At 69.5% G+C, this 20,266-nt stretch carries 21 protein-coding genes and 1 pseudogene; 7 read left to right on the forward strand and 15 right to left on the reverse strand.

The features are described 5' to 3' along the window. Positions 1–3 precede the first annotated feature (3 nt). From BM249_RS14425 to BM249_RS14445, 5 genes are all read right to left on the reverse strand, one after another. Positions 4–732, reverse strand: a complete 729-nt coding sequence (locus BM249_RS14425) for a CpaD family pilus assembly protein (protein WP_091972981.1) — start codon at positions 730–732, stop codon at positions 4–6. 146 nt (positions 733–878) lie between these two features. After that, positions 879–2,393 (reverse strand): type II and III secretion system protein family protein, encoded by a 1,515-nt coding sequence (locus tag BM249_RS14430; protein WP_091972983.1) that lies wholly within the window; start codon positions 2,391–2,393, stop codon positions 879–881. Positions 2,394–2,428: 35 nt separating this feature from the next. Next, complete coding sequence (cpaB, locus tag BM249_RS14435) at positions 2,429–3,235, reverse strand: Flp pilus assembly protein CpaB (protein WP_091973048.1); 807 nt, start codon at positions 3,233–3,235, stop codon at positions 2,429–2,431. 190 nt (positions 3,236–3,425) lie between these two features. Beyond that, positions 3,426–3,944: an A24 family peptidase gene (locus tag BM249_RS14440; protein ID WP_091972986.1), complete on the reverse strand. Its 519-nt coding sequence runs from the start codon at positions 3,942–3,944 to the stop codon at positions 3,426–3,428. 137 nt (positions 3,945–4,081) lie between these two features. Beyond that, on the reverse strand, positions 4,082–4,252 hold the full coding sequence (locus tag BM249_RS14445; protein ID WP_091972989.1) for a Flp family type IVb pilin: 171 nt from the start codon (positions 4,250–4,252) through the stop codon (positions 4,082–4,084). A gap of 417 nt (positions 4,253–4,669) precedes the next feature. On the opposite strand from BM249_RS14445, the gene BM249_RS14450 reads away from it, so the two are divergent. From BM249_RS14450 to BM249_RS14480, 7 genes are all read left to right on the forward strand, one after another. Continuing rightward, positions 4,670–5,113 (forward strand): pilus assembly protein N-terminal domain-containing protein, encoded by a 444-nt coding sequence (locus BM249_RS14450; RefSeq protein ID WP_425284831.1) that lies wholly within the window; start codon positions 4,670–4,672, stop codon positions 5,111–5,113. A gap of 186 nt (positions 5,114–5,299) precedes the next feature. Then, positions 5,300–5,980 carry a 50S ribosomal protein L25/general stress protein Ctc gene (locus BM249_RS14455; protein WP_091972995.1) on the forward strand — a complete coding sequence of 227 codons (681 nt, stop codon included), beginning with the start codon at positions 5,300–5,302 and terminating at the stop codon, positions 5,978–5,980. Between the two features lie 102 nt (positions 5,981–6,082). Then, entirely contained in the window at positions 6,083–6,691 is a 609-nt protein-coding gene (pth, locus tag BM249_RS14460) for an aminoacyl-tRNA hydrolase (RefSeq protein WP_091972998.1), read from the forward strand. A 46-nt stretch (positions 6,692–6,737) separates the two neighbouring features. After that, on the forward strand, positions 6,738–6,971 hold the full coding sequence (locus tag BM249_RS14465) for a hypothetical protein (protein ID WP_091972999.1): 234 nt from the start codon (positions 6,738–6,740) through the stop codon (positions 6,969–6,971). Then, positions 6,961–7,410: a PIN domain-containing protein gene (locus tag BM249_RS14470; RefSeq protein WP_091973002.1), complete on the forward strand. Its 450-nt coding sequence runs from the start codon at positions 6,961–6,963 to the stop codon at positions 7,408–7,410. The genes BM249_RS14465 and BM249_RS14470 overlap by 11 nt, the downstream gene beginning before the upstream one ends. A 10-nt stretch (positions 7,411–7,420) precedes the next feature. Beyond that, complete coding sequence (gene ychF, locus BM249_RS14475; RefSeq protein WP_091973005.1) at positions 7,421–8,518, forward strand: redox-regulated ATPase YchF; 1,098 nt, start codon at positions 7,421–7,423, stop codon at positions 8,516–8,518. A gap of 8 nt (positions 8,519–8,526) precedes the next feature. Beyond that, complete coding sequence (locus BM249_RS14480; RefSeq protein ID WP_091973007.1) at positions 8,527–9,522, forward strand: MaoC family dehydratase; 996 nt, start codon at positions 8,527–8,529, stop codon at positions 9,520–9,522. A 53-nt stretch (positions 9,523–9,575) separates the two neighbouring features. On the opposite strand, the gene BM249_RS14485 is transcribed toward BM249_RS14480, so the two are convergent. The 10 genes and pseudogenes from BM249_RS14485 to BM249_RS14530 form a co-directional block, all read right to left on the reverse strand. Continuing rightward, positions 9,576–10,037, reverse strand: a complete 462-nt coding sequence (locus BM249_RS14485; RefSeq protein WP_091973010.1) for a PTS sugar transporter subunit IIA — start codon at positions 10,035–10,037, stop codon at positions 9,576–9,578. 157 nt (positions 10,038–10,194) lie between these two features. Further along, positions 10,195–10,890 carry a response regulator transcription factor gene (locus BM249_RS14490; RefSeq protein ID WP_091973012.1) on the reverse strand — a complete coding sequence of 232 codons (696 nt, stop codon included), beginning with the start codon at positions 10,888–10,890 and terminating at the stop codon, positions 10,195–10,197. Beyond that, positions 10,887–13,613, reverse strand: a complete 2,727-nt coding sequence (locus BM249_RS14495) for a sensor histidine kinase (RefSeq protein WP_244528760.1) — start codon at positions 13,611–13,613, stop codon at positions 10,887–10,889. The genes BM249_RS14490 and BM249_RS14495 overlap by 4 nt, the downstream gene beginning before the upstream one ends. Positions 13,614–13,714: 101 nt before the next feature. After that, a complete protein-coding gene (locus BM249_RS14500) occupies positions 13,715–14,320 on the reverse strand; it encodes a K(+)-transporting ATPase subunit C (RefSeq protein WP_091973018.1) in 606 nt (201 codons plus the stop codon). Between the two features lie 33 nt (positions 14,321–14,353). Beyond that, positions 14,354–16,447, reverse strand: a complete 2,094-nt coding sequence (gene kdpB / locus BM249_RS14505; protein ID WP_091973021.1) for a potassium-transporting ATPase subunit KdpB — start codon at positions 16,445–16,447, stop codon at positions 14,354–14,356. Between the two features lie 60 nt (positions 16,448–16,507). Continuing rightward, on the reverse strand, positions 16,508–16,723 hold the full coding sequence (locus BM249_RS14510; protein ID WP_091973023.1) for a hypothetical protein: 216 nt from the start codon (positions 16,721–16,723) through the stop codon (positions 16,508–16,510). A gap of 1 nt (position 16,724) precedes the next feature. Next, on the reverse strand, positions 16,725–18,440 hold the full coding sequence (kdpA, locus tag BM249_RS14515) for a potassium-transporting ATPase subunit KdpA (protein ID WP_091973026.1): 1,716 nt from the start codon (positions 18,438–18,440) through the stop codon (positions 16,725–16,727). A 13-nt stretch (positions 18,441–18,453) separates the two neighbouring features. Further along, positions 18,454–18,543: a K(+)-transporting ATPase subunit F gene (locus BM249_RS14520; RefSeq protein ID WP_091973029.1), complete on the reverse strand. Its 90-nt coding sequence runs from the start codon at positions 18,541–18,543 to the stop codon at positions 18,454–18,456. Between the two features lie 424 nt (positions 18,544–18,967). Further along, positions 18,968–19,702: a DUF2076 domain-containing protein gene (locus BM249_RS14525; RefSeq protein WP_091973051.1), complete on the reverse strand. Its 735-nt coding sequence runs from the start codon at positions 19,700–19,702 to the stop codon at positions 18,968–18,970. 219 nt (positions 19,703–19,921) lie between these two features. Continuing rightward, positions 19,922–20,266: pseudogene (locus BM249_RS14530) on the reverse strand (porin family protein); the annotation flags it as partial.

Consider the following 20,266-nt stretch of genomic DNA (forward strand, 5'->3'; position numbering starts at 1 on the left):
GAGCTATTCGGTCACCTGAGTCTTCACGCTTGTTTTGCCATCTTGCCGCCAGGGAATTGACGGATCATTTCCGTTACGCATTTTCTCGATGTTCCGCGTGCGACGGATCGTGTCGATGCGTCCCTCCGTGCGGCCGCGCACGAGGTCGACGGGATCGGCGATCTGAGCGGCGACGTTCGATTGCGTGGCGCAGCCGAGGTTCCAGGCGGGTTCGTTGCGCCCGGTGAAGCCGGGATCGCCGACCCCGAGATCCTGGGGCCACACCCCGCAGGGACCGACGACCTTCGCCTCCATCCTCTGGAAGCTCAGGCGCAGGGGCGTCGCGAGGCCCGGACTCGCCACAATGTAACCGGTCACGATGAGTTGGCCCGCCCCGAGGCCGGCCCGCGCGCCCATCCGGCGGATCGCCGCCCCCGTGCGCTCCACGGCAACGCCCATCGCCGGGGCGACGCCGCGCGGCAGGTCGAGGACGAGGGTGCCGCGACCGTAGCGGCGGAATTCGAGGAGGAAGGCGTCGATGTCGTCGGCCTGGCGCGGATCGAGATGTCCGGTGCCGGTGACGAAGACGTCGAGGCTGCGGGTCCCATCCGCGAGGGCGATGGGGTGGCGGGCGCGGTAATCGTGCGGATAGAGCGCGCCCGTCGTCAGCGGCGCCCGGTTCTGGCAGGCACCGACGAGTCCCGCCAGGGCGGCGAGCGCGGCCACGGTCTTGATCTTGAGGGGCGCGGGCATGGGAAGGGTCCTGGCGGATCGGGGTCTGACGGGCGGACCGCCTACTGCATCGATCCAGACGGAGGCTTCAGCCGTGTCCGGGAAAAGTGATGCAAAAGCAAAAGCCTCGTGCTCTGACGCATGAACGAAGTGATTGCGTCAGAGCACTAGTCGGTGATGAAGCCGACGCGGCCGCGATAGGTCGGCCCGAGGGGGCTGGCGCCGGCGGCGCCGTAGAGGCGGTTGAGGCGGCCGAGGAGGATGCCCTGCGAGTCCTGGGCGTCGACGAAGCCGTCGTCGGGCCGCGCGACCTGGCGCGCCTCCATGGCCTTGGCGATGTAGGGGGTGACCATGATCATCAGCTCCGTCTCCTGGCGCTGGTAGTCGCGCGACCGGAACAGGGCACCGATGACCGGCAGGTTGACGAGGCCGGGCAGGCCGTTCACCGCCGCCTTGCTCTTCTGCTGGATGAGGCCGGCGGTCATCATGGTGGCGCCGGAGGCGAGTTCCACCGTCGTCTCCGACTTGCGGACGGTCAGGCCCGGCACCGCGGATTGCGTGCTGCCGTTGACGAAGGTGTAGGAATTCTGCGGATCGATCTCGCTCACCGAGGTGCCGACCCGCACGGAAATCCGGTTCTCGCCCAGGACCACGGGCGTGAAGTTGAGGGTGACGCCGTAGGGCTTGAAGGCGATGCCGACGACGCAGACCGGCGCGGCCCCGGCGACGGCGCTCGGTGTGCAGGTCTGGCTCGCCGGGACCGGGATTTCACCGCCGGCGGTGAAGTTCGCCGATTCGCCCGAGATGGCCGTGAGCGTCGGCTCGGCCAGCACCCGTGACACGCCGGCCTGCTCGAAGGCCCGCAGGGTCGCGGTGATGCTGGCGCCGCCCGCGCCGTTGATGGTGCCGGCGAGCTGGTTCCCGGCCGGGAACTGGCCGCCCGAGAGCGTGAACGGCGTCACGTTGGCGAGGTTCAGGCCGGACCAGCTGCCGTTCACATTGATGCCGAACTGCTTCAGCACCGTGCGGGCGACCTCCACGACGGTGACGCGCAGCATCACCTGATCGCGGCCCCGGATGGTGATGTTGTTGATCACCGCGCCGCGCGTCAGTCCGCCGCCGGGCGCGGCGCCCAGGGTGGCGTTGCCGGAGCCCGCCGAACCGGACTGGCCCACGAAGGCATTGGCGATGTCGAGGGCCTGGGAGGCCTCCGCCGCCGAGTTGACGCTGCCCGACAGGATGATCGACGCGCCCGCCGTGCGGATGTCGAACCGGCCGCCGGCGATGCTCTGGGTCAGGAGCTGGCGCAGGGCGCCGAGCTGGAGGTCCCGCGCCACGGTGACGTCGAGGGCGGTGATCTGGCGGCCCTCGGCATCCATGATGAAGATCGAGGTCGCGCCGTCCTCCATGCCGATGATGAACACCTTGCGGGTCGAGCGCACCACGGCGTTGGCGATCTTCGGGTTGGCCACGAACACCTCCTTGGCGTCGCGCGGCAGGTCGATGACGATGGAGCGTCCCGTGGTCATCTCGATCTTGCGGGCGCCGCCTTCGTAGCCGTCGAGGACGGGGGCGGGCGCGAGCCGCGGGGCCGGCCGGGCCGCGACGGGACCGGCGAGGAAGCAGGCCGCCACGACCGCGAGGGCGGACGGGCGACGGGCGTCGATCCAGCGTCGGGGCATGGGAAGGGTTCCTGTCATCGCGTCCGCCGGAGCCATCAACGTCGCGACTGCTGTTTGGAGACGCCGAAGCGGACGACGGTCATGCTCGCATCCGCGCGCGCCTCCGGTGCCGCGTCCGTGGCGCGGCCCGCATCCGTGAGGCTGCGCAGGGACAGCGAGAGCTGGCCGACCTTCTGGGCGAGGGTGACGAGTTCGGCCTGGGCCGGGGTGAGGGCCAGGGTCGCGGTTTCGCCGGTGACGACGTTGGTGCCGTTGCGCTCCTGCACGATCTGCCCGATGGCGAGGACGCGGATATCGGTGAGCACCGTCTCGGACACCTGGGCGTCGGGCCTGCCCGACTGCGCGGCGTCCTCGTCGCGATAGGTGCGGATGAGATCGACGTGATCGTTGGGCAGGATGAAGCCGCCGGCGGAGCTCGAACCACGGCTATCGGTGACGATGGCGACGGCCCGCATCCCGGGGGGCAGGATGGCGGCCATGAAGCTGCCGTCCGACCGGGCGAGCTTCTGCGGCCGGATCGGCTCGCCCGCGAGGAAGCTCGAGCGCACGATGGAGCCGGCGATCTCTTCCAGCCCCTTCGGCTGGGTGGTCCGGGCGATATACCCCGCGCCCATGGCGTTGTCCGGCCAGGGCTGCCAGCGCAGATCCGCCGTCTGGATCGTTTGCCCCATGGGGAGTTCGGCCGCCGCCACGAGGACATCGGTGGTGGGCAACGTCGGCGGTGGTGGCGGCGCAGCCGTCAGCACGGGGGCCGGGGGCTTGTCCTCGCCGCTCATCAGAAAGGCGGCGAGCCCTCCCGTGACGAGGGCGATGGCAAGGACGGCGAGGCGTGCGGGTGTCATCACCGGGGTCAACCTGTCGGACGGCCAAATGCCGAACGCCATCAGGTTGCCGTCGCAATCCTCAAATTACGGTTAATGAATTCTCTCATGGCGGTCCGAACCCCGCGACCGGGTCGGGAATCTGTCCGTTCTAACTGGGGAGCCGCGTCGCCCGATCGGGGAGGGCGGTCCCGGCGCCGGCCGGTGGCCGTCAGAGCCCGAGGGCGCGCGACCAGATCGCCGTGTCGGGCAGGACCATCACCGCCGCGAAGGCGAGGGCGATGCCGTAGGGCACGCCGGTGTTCTTATCGTGCAGGTGAAGGAGGAACGGCATCCGCGACAGGGACGGGCCGACGAACACCGGCAGCGGCTGCGAGCGCAGGGCGAGGATCGCCAGGGTCAGGACTCCACCCGCGAGGGCCGCGAGGGTGAGGTAGTCGACGAGGTTGCCAAACCCGATCCAGAGCGCCGTGCCGGCGGCGAGCTTGGCATCGCCCCCGCCGATATGGCCGAGGGCGAAGAGCGTGAACGTCGCGGCGAGGACGAGGAGGCCGGCACCGGCATGCAGGGCTACGTCGTGCCAGCCCAGGCCGAACACCATGGCGAACACGGCAAAGCCGGCCACCAGGGCGAGGGTGATCCGATTGGGGATCAGCATCGTCAGAAGATCGTTCACGGCGGCATAGGCCATCAGGAACGGGAAGACGATGAGAACGCTCGCGGCGCCCATGGCGAATCTCGTCGGCTGGCGGTGGAGTCGCGCGGAATCGTAAAGGCGGCGCAAATTTTGTGGCGCGCCGCCGTTAGGGTCCCTTCCGTCGAAGCGTTGACCCGACGGGCCGCCGCCGAAAGGCAGACCGGTCCCTATCAGCTCTGCTTGAGGCTGTTGCCGACGACCGTGAAGGTGCCGCTGATCTTGGTCGAGAGCGTATTGAGGGCGGCGATGATCGCGACCGCGATGAGCGAGGCGATCAGGCCGTACTCGATGGCGGTGGCACCGGACTCGTCGGACGCGAAGCGCTTGAACATGTTCGTCATGACCTGGGATCCTTATTGGTTCGCCTGGCAGGGAATAGGTAATGCCGTCGAATCTCGTCACGTATCGTCCGGCGACAGGAGGAAGTTGCCCCGGCCACCTTGCATTTCAGTTAAACGGCCCGGTGAAACTCGGGGGCATTTGATCTGAATTTTCGATGGTAAATCCTTGGTAAATACAAGTCCGCATCGAACGACGGAGGTGCGTTTGCGTGGTGCGGCTGGGCCGGAATCCTCCGTCGGCCGTCTTCGACGTCACCCATCGCAGGGGTTAGGCCGACATTTACCAATTTCGTGCTGAGTCGAGCATGAGCGCCGGTCGGCCCCTTCCCCGGGGCGAACCGGTCCGTACACACGAGTGCCCCACCCATGGACGATCGGCCCCCGAGACACCGGCGCGACGCCCTCCGAATGGCGATGATGGTCCTCGGCGCGTTCTACGCGAGTGCGGTCGCGGCACCGCACGCGGCTCTGGCCGAAGCCTCCGCCATCGTGGCCGTGACGGTGGACAACGCGAAGCTGATCCGCCTGCCCGAGAACACCCAGACGGTGATCGTCGGCAATCCGATCATCGCCGATGTCGCCTTGCAGAAGAACGGCGTCGTCATCCTCACGGGCAAGAGCTTCGGCTCGACCAACCTCATCGCCCTCGACCGGGGCGGCAACATGCTGGCGGAATCGACCATCCGGGTGCAGGCGCCCCAGGCCGCCGTCGTCACGGTCCAGCGTGGCCTGGAGCGTGAGTCGTATTCCTGCACCCCGAACTGCCAGCCCTCGGTGCAGCTCGGCGATTCGACGAAGTATTTCGGTGACGTCAGCGGTCAGGCCGAGGCCCGCCGCGCCCTGGCGGTGGGCGGGAAATAGGCCGGCGTTCCGGCGCCGAAGCGTGGCCCTGCCGGGTTGCCGCACGGGGCACTTGCGGCTATAGGCATCGCGGCGCCCGCCAGACACCCTTGGAGGCACGGGCGCGGATCGGAATTCGGTGTGGCCGTCCGTTTCGGGCGGCTTTCCTCGTTTTTCGACTTGTTTCAATCTTTGAAGGATCACGCCATGAGCGCAGTCAAGACGCTTGAGGCCGTGGCACGCGACCGGGTCGGCAAGGGGGCCGCCCGGGCCGTTCGTCGCCAGGGCCACGTTCCCGCCGTCATCTACGGCGGTGGCCAGGCCCCGCAGGCCATCGCCATCGACCTCATCCGCACCCGCACCCTGATCTACGCCGGCGGTTTTAAGACCACGCTGTTCGAGATCAACGCCGGCGGCAAGAAGACCCGCGCGATCCCGCGCGACTTCCAGCTCGATCCGGTGAGCGGCGTGCCGCTGCACGTCGACTTCCTGCGCGTCGTCGCCGGCCAGTCGATCACCGTCGAGGTGCCGGTGCACTTCGTCAACGACGAGGCGGCTCCCGGCATCAAGCAGAACGGCGGTACCCTGAACGTCGTGCTGCACACCCTCGCCCTGGACGTCGCCCCTGACGCGATCCCCGAGGCCATCGAGATCGACCTCACCGGCCGCCAGATCGGCGACGCCATCCACATCACCGATGTGAAGCTGCCCGCGGGCGCCACCTTCACGGGTGAGCCGGATGCGACCGTCGCCAACATCGTGCCGCCGACGGTGCTGGGCGCCGAGGTCGAGGCCGAAGAGGCCGCCATCGCCGAGGCCCAGTCGGCCGAGGCCGCCGAGGAAGCGGCTTCGGAAGACGCCGCCGAGGGCGAGAAGAAGGAGGACTGAGACCTGGGGGCTCCCCCGGTTCTCTTTCTCTGACGATGCCCCGGCCGCGAGGCCGGGGCATTCCTGTTTCCAGGCCCCCTTCTCCGACAGGACCACCGCGCCATGCGCCTGATCGTCGGCCTCGGCAATCCGGGCCCCCGCTATGCCCGCAACCGCCACAATATCGGTTTCCTCGCCATCGACGAGATCGCCCGCGTTCACCGGGCCGGGCCGTGGCGGAAGAAATTTCAGGGCGAGATCGCCGAAGTGGCCCTCGGCCCCGAGCGGGCGATCCTGCTCAAGCCCCAGACCTTCATGAACGAGTCGGGCCGGTCCGTCGCGGAGGCGCAGCGCTTCTACAAGATCGCGCTGGCCGACGTGATCGTGCTCCACGACGAACTCGATCTGGCGCCGGCCAAGGTCCGGGTGAAGCTCGGGGGCGGCAATGCGGGCCACAACGGCCTGCGTTCCATCACGGCCCAGTGCGGCAACGACTATCGCCGGGTCCGCCTCGGCATCGGGCATCCGGGCGACAAGGCCCTCGTCCATGCCTACGTGCTCAACGATTTCGGCAAGGGCGAGAGTGCCTGGGTCGACGACCTCGACCGGGCGGTGGCCGACAACATTCCGCTGCTGGCGGCGGGCGAGGATGCGAGCTTCCAGAACAAGGTCCACCTCGCCATGGCGGGCCGGGGCTGGGACGACGTGAAGGCGGTCAACGCCCGTGATTGACACGAAAACACGAGGACACGATATCGGGGCGATTCCGGAGGCGGCGATGAAGAACGTGACCGTGACCATGAGCGAGACGCTGCTGCAGCGGGCGCGGGTTGCGGCCGCGCGTGATGGCAAGAGCCTGTCGAAATTTGTCGCCGAGGCCGTGGAGCAGCGGGTTGGCCGGCCAATGACCCAGCGCGAAGCCCTCGACATCTTCCTGTCCGGGCCGCCGCTCCACGTCCTGGACGAGAACGGAAAAGCTCCGACCACGTCGCAGCTCTACGATGACGACTGAACGTGTTTTCGTCGATACGAACGTTCTTCTCTACGCCCGTGACGATCGTTATCCCGACAAGCAGAGCGCGGCCGCGCTCTGGCTCGCGACGCTGGCGCAGCGCGAGGCGCTGGTCGTCAGTCCCCAAATCCTCGGCGAACTCCACAACGCCGTCCTGCGGGGCAAGATCAGGGTCGACGAGGGAGAGTTGCAGCGCACGACCGCCGCGTTGCAGCCATTCTCACACGGCGCCACCGATCTCGAACTCATCGCGCGGGCCTGGAGGATCCGGAAGGAGACAGGCTTCCAGTGGTGGGACTGCGTGATTCTCGCCGCCGCGATCCGGTCCGGCTGCCGCTACCTCCTGTCGGAGGATTACCAGCACGGCAGGACGATCCACGGGACAACGATCCTCAACCCTTTCACCGTCGGCCCCGAGGCCGTCACGACCGAGCATTAGGACTGACACCATGGGCTTCAAATGCGGCATCGTCGGCCTGCCGAACGTGGGCAAGTCGACCCTCTTCAACGCGCTGACGCAGACGGCGGCGGCGCAGGCGGCGAACTACCCGTTCTGCACCATCGAGCCGAATGTCGGCGAGGTGGCGGTGCCGGATGCGCGCCTGGACGATCTCGCCCGCATCGCCGGCTCGAAGGAGATCATCCCGACCCGCCTCACCTTCGTGGACATCGCCGGCCTCGTGCGCGGCGCCTCGAAGGGGGAGGGGCTCGGCAACCAGTTCCTGGCCAACATCCGTGAGGTCGACGCCATCGCGCATGTGGTGCGCTGCTTCACCGACGGCGACGTCACCCATGTCGAGGGAAAGGTCGATCCCGCCGCCGATATCGAGACCATCGAGACCGAGCTCATGCTCGCCGACCTCGACAGCCTGGAGAAGCGCCTCTTCGCCCTGGAGAAGAAGGCCAAGGGCGCCGACAAGGAAGCCAAGGAGGCCCTTGACCTCGTGAACCGGGCCCTGCCGCTCCTGCGCGAGGGCCGGCCCGCCCGCCTCGTGGAGCGCAAGCCCGAGGAAGAGGCCCTGTTCCAGACCCTCGGTTTGATGACGGCCAAACCCGTCCTCTACGTCTGCAACGTCGACGAGGGTGATGCGGACAAGGGCAACGCCTATTCCGAGGCCGTCATGGCCCGGGCCAAGGCCGAGGGGGCCAAGGCCGTGGTCGTCTCGGCCAAGATCGAGAGCGAGATCGCCGTGATGCCCCTGGCCGATCAGGGCGAGTTCCTGGAGGCCGTGGGGCTGACGGAGCCGGGCCTCAACCGGGTGATCCGCGCCGGCTACGAGCTTCTCGGCCTCATCACCTACTTCACCGTCGGCCCCAAGGAGGCCCGCGCCTGGACCATCGAGAAGGGCACCCGCGCCCCCGCCGCGGCCGGCGTGATCCACACGGATTTCGAGAAGGGCTTCATCCGCTCGGAGACCATCGCGTTCGCCGATTACGTCGCCCTGAAGGGCGAGGCCGGCGCCAAGGAAGCCGGCAAGTTCCGCCTGGAAGGCAAGGAGTACGTCGTCCAGGACGGCGACGTGCTGCATTTCCGCTTCGCCAACTGAGTCATCGTATGACCGGCATCGCCTTCGAGGACTTCACCCCCGGCGCCGTCATCGAGGGCGGGCCGATCACGGTCACCCGCGACGAACTCGTGGCGTTCGCCCGGGAGTTCGATCCGCAGCCCTTCCACCTCGACGAGGCGGCGGCGAAGGCGACCTTCGTCGGCGAACTCATCGGCTCCGGCTGGCAGAGCGGCGGCTTCGGCATGCGGATGCTGCAGAAGCACGTCTTTCGTGGCGCCACCTCCATGGGGTCGCCCGGAATCCTGCAACTGCGTTGGCTTCGGCCCGTGCGGCCGGGGGATGCCTTAAGCATCGCCGTGAAGGTCGACAGTTGCCGCGCCTCGAACACGAAGCCGGATCGCGGCTTCGTGCGGTTCGACATGACCCTGTCGAACGGCCGCGACGAGGCGGTGATGACCCAGGCGTTCACCGTGATGTTCGCCCGCCGGGGCGCCACGCCGCTGCCGCCGCGCGTCGTCAATCCCATCGAGCCGACCGCCCCCGTCGAGGGGACGGATGCCGTGCGCCTCGACTTCCTCGCGGATGCGGAGATCGGGATCACCCGCGATCTCGGCCACCACCTGTTCACGCCGGAGGCCATCGTGGCCTTCGCCAGGGCGTACGATCCCCAGGCTTTCCACCTCGATCCGGAGGCGGCGCGGCAGACCCATTTCGGTGCGCTGTGCGCCTCGGGCTGGCACACCGCCGCCGCCTGGATGAAGCGCCTGCACATCACCCGCGCGCGCGATATGGCCCTGACGGCGAAGACCGGGCCGGTGCCGCAACTCGGCCCCTCGCCGGGCTTTCGCGACCTGCGCTGGCTCGTGCCCGTCTATGCCGGCGACACCCTGCGCTATGCCTGCACCCTGACCGACAAGCGCCAATCGGCCACGCGCCCGGGCTGGGGGCTGGCCACGCACCACAACGTCGCCATGAACCAGCACGGCACGAAGGTGTTCGAGTTCACCGGCTCGGTGTTCTGGGAGTGGGCGCCGCCCGGCTGAGGCACGCACGCTCCGATCCATGGGGCCGTCTTCCCGCACGCCCCAGGCGCGCCTCACCGCGCGGTCCGCCGAGCGTCCGTCACGACGGCGTACAGCGCGTCGGCATCGCGGGCCTCCCGCATCGCCGCCGCGGCCTCGGGATCGCGCATCCGACGGGAAACGCAGGCCAACGCGTTCAGGTGCGAGCCCTGCGCATCGGCGGGAAGCAGCAGGAGGAACACGAGGTCGACGGGCCTCTCGTCGACGGCATCGAACGCCACCGCATCCCGCAGGCGGATCAGGCATCCGAAGGGACGCCGAAGGGCGTCGAGCCGCGCATGCGGCAGGGCGATGCCCTGACCGACTCCGGTGGACCCCAGGGCCTCCCGCCGCTCCAGGGCGGATCGGATCGCGGCGACATCCCATCCGAGGGCCTGGGCGGCCCGCCGGGCCAGCTCGGCCAGGATCACGCCCTTGCCGGATGCGCGAACGCCGACGGCGACCTGGTCGGGGGACAAAAGCTCGTCGATGGTCATTCGCATCGGTCCGGTCGCGGGCGTGCTGGATCGGCGATGGCGCTCCCTTCGACCGCGTGGCGACGGGGCGCGATGCCGGTTCGGTGAGGGAAGGGGCGCGGGAGCGAGGCGACGGCGCGGTGCGTGATCCAGGGCTCGGCGAGCCCCCCGCGTCCGGTCAGCTCCGCGTCTCGTCGTCCGGGGCCTTCAGCCGGTAACCGACGCCGGTCTCCGTCAGCAGGATGCTCGGACGCTCGGGGTCGGCCTCGATCTTGAGGCGGAGCTGTCGCATGTAGACGCGCAGGTATTGCGGGTCCGACGAGGTCGAGACCTTGCTCATGAGTTGGGCATGGGTGAGGGCCTTGCCGGCATGCTGGATCAGAACGCGCAGGAAATCGTATTCGCGGGGCGTCAGCTTGACGTCCGCGCCGCGCACCCGAACGAGGCGGCGGACGAGATCGACGCTGAGGCCGTCGACTTCGAACAGGGCGCGCTCGCCCTGGACGGCGAGTTGATGGCGCAGGGCCGCGCGGATGCGGGCGAGGAGTTCGCCCATGCCGAAGGGCTTGGTGACGTAATCGTCTGCGCCGAGATCCAGGGCCTCGACCTTGCCGGCTTCGTCGTCGCGGCTCGACAGGACCACCACCGGCAGGTCGCGGTGGTCCTGGCGGATGGCGCGCAGCAGGTCGTGGCCCCGCATGTCCGGCAGGCCGAGGTCGAGGATGACGAGGTCGATCCTCTCGCGGGACAGGAGGTCGAGGGCGGTTCGGCCGTTGGGCGCCTCGCGGATGTCGTAGCCCTGGGTGGCCAGCCCCATGCGCAGGAGCTTCCGGATCGGGGGCTCGTCGTCGATGACGAGGATGGTGATGCTCATGCCGCCGGCTCCGCGAGGGCGTGTCCCGCCGGAGGGACGGGCAGGAGGATGGTGAAGACCGCCCCGAGACGGTCGGGGCGGTTGCCGGCCGTGAGCGTCCCGCCCATCGCCTCGACGAAGCCGCGCGCGATGGCGAGGCCGAGCCCGGTCCCGGCCCGGACGCTATCGGATTTGCGCACCCGATAGAACTTGTCGAACACCCGCTCCACGTCGGCCTCGGGCAGCCCGTCGCCCTCGTCGAGGATCTGGAGCCGCACCCGTCCGGGCTCGACCCGCCCCCGCACCGTCACCGTCGAGCCCTCGGGGGCGTACTTGGCGGCGTTGTCCAGCAGGTTGACCAGCACCTGCTCGAACAGAACCGGGTCGAGGCGCAGGGCCGGCAACCCGGCCGGCAGGTCGAGGGCGACGGCATGGCCGGCGAGGATCGGCCCCAGCCGACGCAGGGCCGTATCGACGGTTTCCCCGACGTCCTGAAGGGTGAGGCTGGCCGCCACCGCCCCGGCCTCCAACCGCGTCATGTCGAGGAGATTGACGATGAAGCGGTTGAGCCTCTCCGATTCCGAGACGATCGTGTCCAGGAGGTCCGTCTTGGACTCCCGCGCCAGCGCGTCGTCGAGGTCGCGCAGGGTGGTGGCCGCCCCCAGGATCGCCGAGAGGGGCGTGCGCAGGTCGTGGGAGATCGACGTGAGCAGGGCCTGGCGCAGGCGGTCGGTCTCGGCGGCGCGCTCGGCCCGGTCGAGATCCTCCACCAGGCGGACCCGCTCGATGGCGAGGGCCGCCATGTCGGCGAGGGCATCGAACAGGCGTCGGTTCTCCGGCGACAGGATCGGCCCCGTCCCGTCGGCATCGAGGCCGATCACCCCGATGATGCCGCGGCCGGTGCGCATGGGCAGGAACAGGCGCTTGGCGCCCGGCAGGGTGTCGGCGCCGCGCCCGGCGGGGCGCTCGTTGTCGAAGGCCCACTTGGCCGCGCCGAGGTCGGCCGCGTCGAGGGTGTCCTCGGGCGGGAAGCCGGCCCGGACCGAGACCGTCCCGTTCTCCGGCAGGAGGAGGACGACCCGGACCCTCAGCATCGCGGCGATCTGGGCCGATGTCGCCCACAGCACGTCGTCGAGGGTGCCGCAGCCGGCGAGCTTGCGGCTGAAGCCGTAGAGGCGTTCGGTGGCCCGGGCGCGCCCCTGCGAGACCATGGCCTCCCGGCGCGAGCGGGAGGCGAGGTTCGAGACCACCACGGCCACCACCGTGAACAGCAGGAACGCCGCGATGTTGGTCGGGTCCGCGATGGTCAGGGTGTAGACCGGGGGCAGGAAGAAGAAGTTGTAGGCGAGCGAGGCCGCGACCACGGCCAGGAGCGAGGGACCGAGGCCGAGGCGGACCGCCACGGCGACGATGGCGGTCAGCAGGATGAGGTCGGCGTTCTCGACGCCGAGATAGGGTTCCACCAGCAGCGCCACCCCGAGCGCCGCCGCCGTGCCGAGAAGCCCGACGGAATACGGCAGGATCTCGACGGGCCGCGCGTCGACGGCCGTGGCCACCGTCTTCGCCGGGACCGGATCGGCCTTGGCGGCCTCGCCCGCGATGACGTGCACGCTGATGTTGCCCGACCGGCGGATGATGTCGTGCACCACCGAGCCGTTGAGCAATTCGAACAGGGCCGAGCGCTCGGCCTTGCCGAGGATGATGTGGTTGACGTTGGTGGAGCGGGCATAGGCGAGGATGTCGTCGGCGACGCGGCGGCCGCCCGGCAGGGTCACGGCATCACCCCCGAGGCGGTCGGCCAGACGCAGGGTGTCGGCGATGCGGTCGCGGGCGGCCTCGTCGAGGGAGAGGCCGCGGGGACCCTCCACGGTGACGGCGGTCCAGGGCGCGTGCAACCGGTCGGCGAGGCGTTTGGCGTGGCGGACGAGGCCGGCCGAGCGCGGGTCCTCGCTGATGCAGACGAGCACCCGTTCCCCGGCGCCCCACGGTCCCGCGATGGCGTTGGCCCGCATGTGACTGAGGAGTTCGTCGTCGACCCGGTCGGCGGTCCGGCGAAGGGCCAGCTCCCGGAGCGCCGTGAGATTGCCCCGCGAAAAGTAGTGCTTCAGGGCGCGCGCGGCGTTGCCCTTCACGTAGACCTTGCCGTCGCGAAGGCGCTGGATCAGGTCGTCGGGGTTGAGGTCGACCACCTCGATGTCGTCGGCCCGGTCGAGGATGCCGTCCGGCACGGTCTCGCGGACCCGGATGCGGGTGATCTGGGCGACGACGTCGTTGAGGCTCTCGACGTGCTGGATGTTGAGGGTGGTGTAGACGTCGATGCCGGCGTCGAGGAGTTCCTCCACGTCCTGATAGCGCTTGGGATGGCGCGATCCGGGGGCGTTGGTGTGGGCGAGTTCATCCACGAGGGCGAGGGCCGGTTGGCGCGCCAGGAGCGCGTCGAGGTCCATCTCCTCCAGCACCGTGCCGTGATACGCGACGGCACGGCGCGCGACCACCGTGAAGCCCTCCACCAGGGCCTCGGTCTCCGCCCGACCGTGGGTCTCGACCACCCCGACGACCACGTCCACCCCGGCCTTGAGCCGGGCGTGGCCGACGGTGAGCATCTCGTAGGTCTTGCCGACCCCCGGAGCCGCCCCGAGGAAGATCTTGAGGTGTCCCCGGCGACCCTCTTCCCGCCGGGCGACCGCCAGCAGGGCATCGGGCGAGGGTCGGTCGGGATCATGGCGGGGGATCGACGGGGGCAAGGGGGTCATCCGAGGCGGTGCGGGTGGCTCTCACGATACGCCCGGCACGCCGTCGGTCTCGCATCGAGGACCGTCGGGAGCCGGCCGGTCCGCGGGACCGTTCAAGTCCCGGCCTGTTCGTCCAGGGCGAGGTTCAGGGCGAGCACGTTGACGCGCGGCTCGCCGAGGATGCCGAGGACGCGGCCCTGAACCCGGGCCTCCACCAGGGCGCGGACCCGATCCTCCGACAGGCCGCGCGTTTTGGCGATCCGGGGCACTTGGAACAGGGCGGCCTCCGGCGAGATGTCGGGATCGAGGCCCGAGCCGCTCGTCGTCACGAGGTCGACGGGCACGGGCTGGCCGGGGTTCTCGGCCCGACGCGCCGCGACGTCCGCCTTGACCCGCTCGGCGAGCGCGGCGCTCGTCGGCCCGAGGTTGGAGCCCGACGAGTTCGCGGCGTTGTAGGGGGCCGGAACGGTCTTGGTGGCGTCGGCCGGATCGGCGGCGCTGGTGGCGGACGGGCGGCCCTGGAAGTAGCGGTCGCTGGTGAAGGATTGTCCGATGAGGCCGGAGCCGACGACCTTGCCGCCGCGCTCGATCAGGCTGCCGGCGGCCTGGGTCGGGAAGACGGCCCCGGCGAGGCCGGTCATGGCGAGGGGGTAGGCGAGGCCCGTGATCGCCGTCAGGGCGGTCAGCAGAACGAGGGCGGGGCGAAGCTGGTTCAGCATGGATGTCGACCTGATGGACGGTTTCGTGGCGGATCAGACGAGGTGCAGGGCGGTGATGCCGAGATCGATGGCCTTGATGCCGAGGAAGGGGACGAGGATGCCGCCGAGGCCGTAGACAGCCAAGTTGCGGCGGAGCAGCGCCCCGGCCCCGACGGCCCGGTAGGATACGCCCTTGAGTGCCAGGGGGATCAGCACGACGATGATCAGGGCGTTGAAGATGATGGCCGACAGGATCGCGCTCTCGGGCGAGGTCAACCTCATGACGTTGAGCGCCTGGAGTTGCGGATAGAGCACGAGAAACATCGCCGGGATGATGGCGAAGTACTTCGCCACGTCGTTGGCGATGGAGAACGTGGTCAGAGCGCCGCGTGTCATGAGCAACTGCTTGCCGATGCCGACGATCTCGATGAGTTTGGTCGGGTCGCTATCGAGGTCGACCATGTTGCCGGCCTCCCGGGCCGCCACCGTGCCGGTGTTCATGGCGACCCCCACGTCGGCCTGGGCGAGGGCGGGCGCATCGTTGGTGCCGTCGCCGCACATGGCCACGAGCTTGCCCTGGGCCTGCTCCTTGCGGATCAGGGCGAGCTTGTCCTCCGGGGTGGCCTGGGCGAGGAAGTCGTCGACGCCGGCCTCCGCCGCGATGGCGGCGGCGGTCATCGGATTGTCGCCGGTGATCATCACCGTGCGGATCCCCATCTGGCGCAGCTCGGCGAAACGCTCGCGGATGCCGCCCTTCACGATGTCCTTGAGGGTGACGACGCCGAGGAGCCGTCCGTCCCGGGTCACGGCGAGGGGCGTGCCGCCGGCCTTGGCGACGTCCTCGGCGATGGCCTGGATCTCCCGGATGGTCTCGTCGGCGACGCCGGGGCTGTAGGCGAGGGCGGCGCTCGATCCACGCGACGCCATCGGCGGCTGCCTCACGGACGTGATGATGGACTCGACGGCACCCTTACGGATGGAGGAACCGTCGATGTCGACGCCGCTCATCCGGGTCTGGGCGGTGAACGGCACGAAGGTGGCGTTCAAGCTCGCCATGTCCCGGGCGCGCAGGCCGTACTTGTCCTTGGCGAGCACGACGATGGAACGGCCCTCGGGGGTCTCGTCGGCGAGGGACGCGAGCTGTGCCGCATCGGCGAGGTCCTGTTCCGACACGCCGTGGACCGGGCGGAACTCCGTGGCCTGACGGTTGCCGAGGGTGATGGTGCCGGTCTTGTCGAGGAGCAGGGTATCGACGTCGCCGGCCGCTTCCACGGCCCGACCCGACATGGCCAGCACGTTGAACCGCACCAGCCGGTCCATGCCGGCGATGCCGATGGCCGACAGCAGAGCGCCGATGGTGGTCGGGATCAGCGTGACGAACAGCGCGACCAGGACGATCAGGGGGATCGATCCCCCGGCATAGGCGGCGAAGCTCGGGATCGAGGCGACGGCGAAGACGAACACGATGGTGAGACCGGCGAGCAGGATGTTGAGCGCGATCTCGTTCGGGGTCTTCTGGCGCGAGGCGCCCTCGACCAGGGCGATCATGCGATCGACGAAGGTCGAGCCGGCGGCGGCCGTGATCCGCACCCGGATCTCGTCGGAGAGCACCTGCGTGCCGCCCGTCACCGCCGAGCGGTCGCCTCCGGATTCCCGGATCACGGGGGCGGATTCGCCCGTGATGGCGGCCTCGTTGACGGAGGCGACGCCGAGGATGACTTCGCCGTCGGACGGGATGATGTCGCCGGCCTCCACCAGCACCACGTCGCCGACCTTGAGGTCGTTGCCCGGCACCGTGTCGTAGTCCCGGCCGGAGCCCCGGAGGCGCTTGGCCATGGTCTCGGTGCGGGTGCGCCGCAGGCTGTCGGCCTGGGCCTTGCCGCGCCCCTCGGCGATGGCCTCGGCGAAGTTGGCGAACAGCACCGTGAACCAGAGCCAGAGGATGATCTGGCCGGAAAAGGCGAGGTTGGCGCCGCCGGTGGCGACGTCGCGGAGGAACAGGATCGTCGTGAGGGCGGCGACGACCTCGACCACGAACATGACCGGGTTCCTGATCATCGTGCGCGGGTCGAGCTTGGTCACGGCGCCGACCAGGGCCGGTCCGACGAGGGCGGCGCTGAAGAGGCTTGCGGAATTGGGGCGGGCCATTGCGGGTGTCCGATCGGAAACGTCTTCGGGGCGGCGCGATCCCGCGCCGCGGGGCGGTGTTCAGGGTGCCAGGGCGCGGCCGAGCAGGGCGGTCCCGGCCAGGAGACCGAGGGCGCCGAGCAGGGTCAGGCCGAGCAGGGCGAGGATCACGTCGGAGAGCCGCACGTCCTGCCCGTCGCGCCCGGTCCGGCTCCAGGGCTCGGACCGGGGGCGGTGGCGGGCCAGGGCGCGACGCATGGCCAGGTGTTGGCGTGGCGGCATCAGGGCGCGCGGCATCCTAGCCTCCCACCGCGAAGGTCTGGCCGAGGCCGCCGGCGAGGTGCTCGACGATGGGACCGAGGGCGAGCGCCGGGAAGAAGGTCAGGCCGCCGACGATGAGGATCACGCCCACCAGCAGGCCGACGAACAGGCCGCCATGGGTCGGGAACGTCCCCACCGAGGCCGGAACCGTCTTCTTGGCCGCGAGCGAGCCCGCGATGGCGAGCGCCGGGACAATGACGAAGAACCGCCCGAACAACATGCCGAGGCCCAGCGTCGTGTTGTAGAAGGCGGTGTTGGCCGTGAGCCCGCCGAAGGCCGAGCCGTTGTTCGCCGCCGCCGAGGTGAAGGCGTAGAGGATCTCGGAGAACCCGTGCGGGCCGGCATTGGCCGGCCCCGCGAGGCCCGCCGCCACCACCGTCGCCAGCGCGGTGAAGCCCAGCATCATCAGGGGCAGGCACAGGATGGCGAGCATCGCCATCTTGACCTCGCGACCCTCGATCTTCTTGCCGAGATATTCCGGCGTGCGCCCGACCATGAGGCCGGCGACGAAGATCGTCACGATGACGAAGACGAGGATGCCGTAGAGGCCCGCGCCCACGCCGCCGACGATGATCTCGCCGAGCTGCATGTTGATCATCGGGATCATGCCGCCCAGCGCCGTGAACGAGTCGTGCATGGCGTTGACGGCCCCGCACGAGGCCGCCGTGGTGATGGCGGCGAACAGGGCGGAGCCGAGGATTCCGAAGCGGACCTCCTTGCCCTCCATGTTGCCGCCGGCGAGCCCGAGGGAATTGAGGACCGGGCTGCCCGCGCTCTCGGCCCAGTAGACCACGGCGGTGCCGGCCAGGAACAGCACGCTCATGGCGGCGAGGATGGCCCAGCCCTGGCGCTCGTCGCCGACCATCCGGCCGAACACGTTGGTCATCGCCGCGCCGAGGGCGAAGATCGTGACCATCTGGACGAAGTTCGACAGGGCGGTCGGGTTCTCGAAGGGATGGGCCGCGTTGGCGTTGAAGAAGCCGCCGCCATTGGTGCCGAGCATCTTGATCGCCACCTGGCTCGCCACCGGGCCGACCGCGATGGTCTGCCTGGCGCCCTCCAGGGTCGTCGCCTCGACGGCGCCGCCGAGCGTCTGCGGGATGCCCTGCCAGACGTAGAACAGGGTCAGCGCCATGCAGAGGGGCAGCAGCACGTAGAGGGTCGTGCGGGTGAGATCGACCCAGAACGAACCCACGGTCTTGGCCGAGGCCCGGGAGAAGCCCCGCACCAGGGCGACGGCGAGGGCGATGCCGGTGGCGGCGGACAGGAAGTTCTGGTGGGTCAGACCCAGCATCTGCGTGAGATACGACAGCGTCGTCTCGCCGCCGTAGGATTGCCAGTTCGTGTTGGTGACGAAGCTCGTCGCCGTGTTGAAGGCGAGGTCCGGTGCCACGGCGGACTGGCCGTCCGGGTTGAACGGCAGCACCGCCTGGACGCGCAGCAGCGCGTACAGGGCGAGGAAGCCAAGTCCGTGGAAGGCGAGCATCGCCAGGGCGTAGGAGAGCCAGTGCTGCTCCTGGGCGGCGTCGATGCCGGCGACGCGATAGAGCCCGCGCTCGACGGGGCCGAGGACGGGCGACAGCAGGGTTCGCTCACCCGTGAAGACCCGGGTCATGTAGCCGCCGAGGGGACGGGCGAGCGCGAGGACGATCGCGCAGAACAGCGCGATCTGGATCCAGCCGTTGATGGTCATGGGAGGCGTTCCTTCAGAACCGCTCGGGGCGGACGAGGGCGTAGGTGAGGTATCCGAGCAGCCCCAGGGTCACGAGGGCGCCGAGCGTCAGGTCGAGGATCATGGCGGCCTCAGAGGCGTTCGCAGAGGGCGGCGTAGCCGGCCGCGAGGGCGAAGAACGCGAGCCCGGTCGCGAGGAAGACGAGGTCGAGCATGATGGGTCCGTCTCGGTGGGGGCGACCGGACACGGGCGATCCGCGACCGGCCGGGGCCGTCCGCGACTGTGGAGCGGAACCGCGTTAGGACTCGAGACGGAATGGCGGGCGATCTTATAAGGATCGCATGAGGATTCGCGGGTTCGCCCGGCCTTCTGGGGCAGCCGTCCTACGGGGGAGGGCGGCCCAGGGGACGCGGGAGGCTCCCCCGCTCGACGCGCGGTGGACGGAGTGTGACCCGACCGGCCACGAAAAAGGGCCGGCCCCTCGCGGAGCCGGCCCTCAATTCAACGGTCTCGATCGTCGGTCGCCCCGGGGCGGCCGATCGGACGCTTACACCCAGTCGTCGTCGCCGCCGCCGCCGAGGTCGCCGCCGAAATCACCGCCCGGATCGTTGTCGAACGAGGCGCTCTGGAAATCGTTGCCGCCGCCGAGGGCCGCGCCGAGATCCTGGTTGTTGGTGTCGGACCCGAAGAAGTTGTTCTCGGTGATGTTGCCACCGCCGCCGAGGCCCGCCGCGGCGGCGCTGCCGAGGGAGGAGTGACCGCCCGCGAAGGCGTTCGAGAGGGCGCTGCCGAGGAGCATGCCGCCGGCCGCACCCGCCGCCATCGGCAGCGCCGTCGCCATGAAGCCGCCACCGCGCGCGGGCGCCGCCTGCTGGCCGCCCCACGGACCGCCCTGGGGCGGACCGCCGTAACCGCCCTGCGGACCGTAGCCGGGCTGCTGGCCGTAACCGGGCTGGGGCTGGCCCTGGTTGCCCCAGGGCTGGCCGGCCGGGCGCGGCGGCTCCTGCCGCTGCGAGCCGCCGCCGAAGATGCTCGATAGGAAGCCGCCGCCGCCCTGGGGCTGCTGCTGGGCGGCCTGCTTGGCCTGTTCGAGCTGCTGGTTCAGGCTCTTGATCGCCTCTTCCTGCACGTAGATGAGCTGCGCCATCGCGTAGGGCGCATAGGGCTGGTTGCGCAGCTTCTCGGCGATGAAGCGTTCGGCCTCCAGATCGCGGGGCTGGTTCGCGGCCTGCTCGAGACGCTGGAAAATACCGCCGATGACGTCGCGTTCTTCGCTGTTCATGGAGTTGTCCTCCTGGGCCAAGCCGGCGGCATCCGCACCGCACGCGCGGAGCTTGAGATGGGGGCCGCTCGGGCTTTTGTCAGGGGTTCAACGCAAACTCTGCCGTTCGGGATGCATCCTTTCGTACGTCCGCGCGCGGAAACGAAAAAGCCCGGCCTTTCGGCCGGGCTTTCCCGTGGATCGGGTCTGGAGCGCGTCCCGGAGGACGCGGGCCAAATCCTAGTAGGAGCCGAACTTGTAGTTCAGGCCGGCGCGGACGACGGCGAACTCGGTGTCGCGGATCTGACGGCCGCCGGAGACGAGGGCGACGCCGGGGCTGTTGGTGGTGATGACGGTGCCGACGTTGTTGACCGCGAAGGCGCCGTTGTTGCGGTTGCCCTGGTCGAGGTTGACGTACAGACCTTCGACCTTGAACGTCACGGCCGAGGACTTGAAGAAGTTGAAGAACGAGTCCGTCGGGAGAGCGTACTCGATGCCACCGCCGGCGGCCCAGCCGGTCTGGAAGCTGTCGCGGCTGGCGTTGGTCAGACCGAAGTCACGGCCGCCGCCGGAACCGTAGGCGAA

Origin of the sequence: Methylobacterium gossipiicola (genome assembly GCF_900113485.1) — a bacterium.
In the GTDB taxonomy this organism is placed as follows: Bacteria; Pseudomonadota; Alphaproteobacteria; order Rhizobiales; family Beijerinckiaceae; genus Methylobacterium; species Methylobacterium gossipiicola.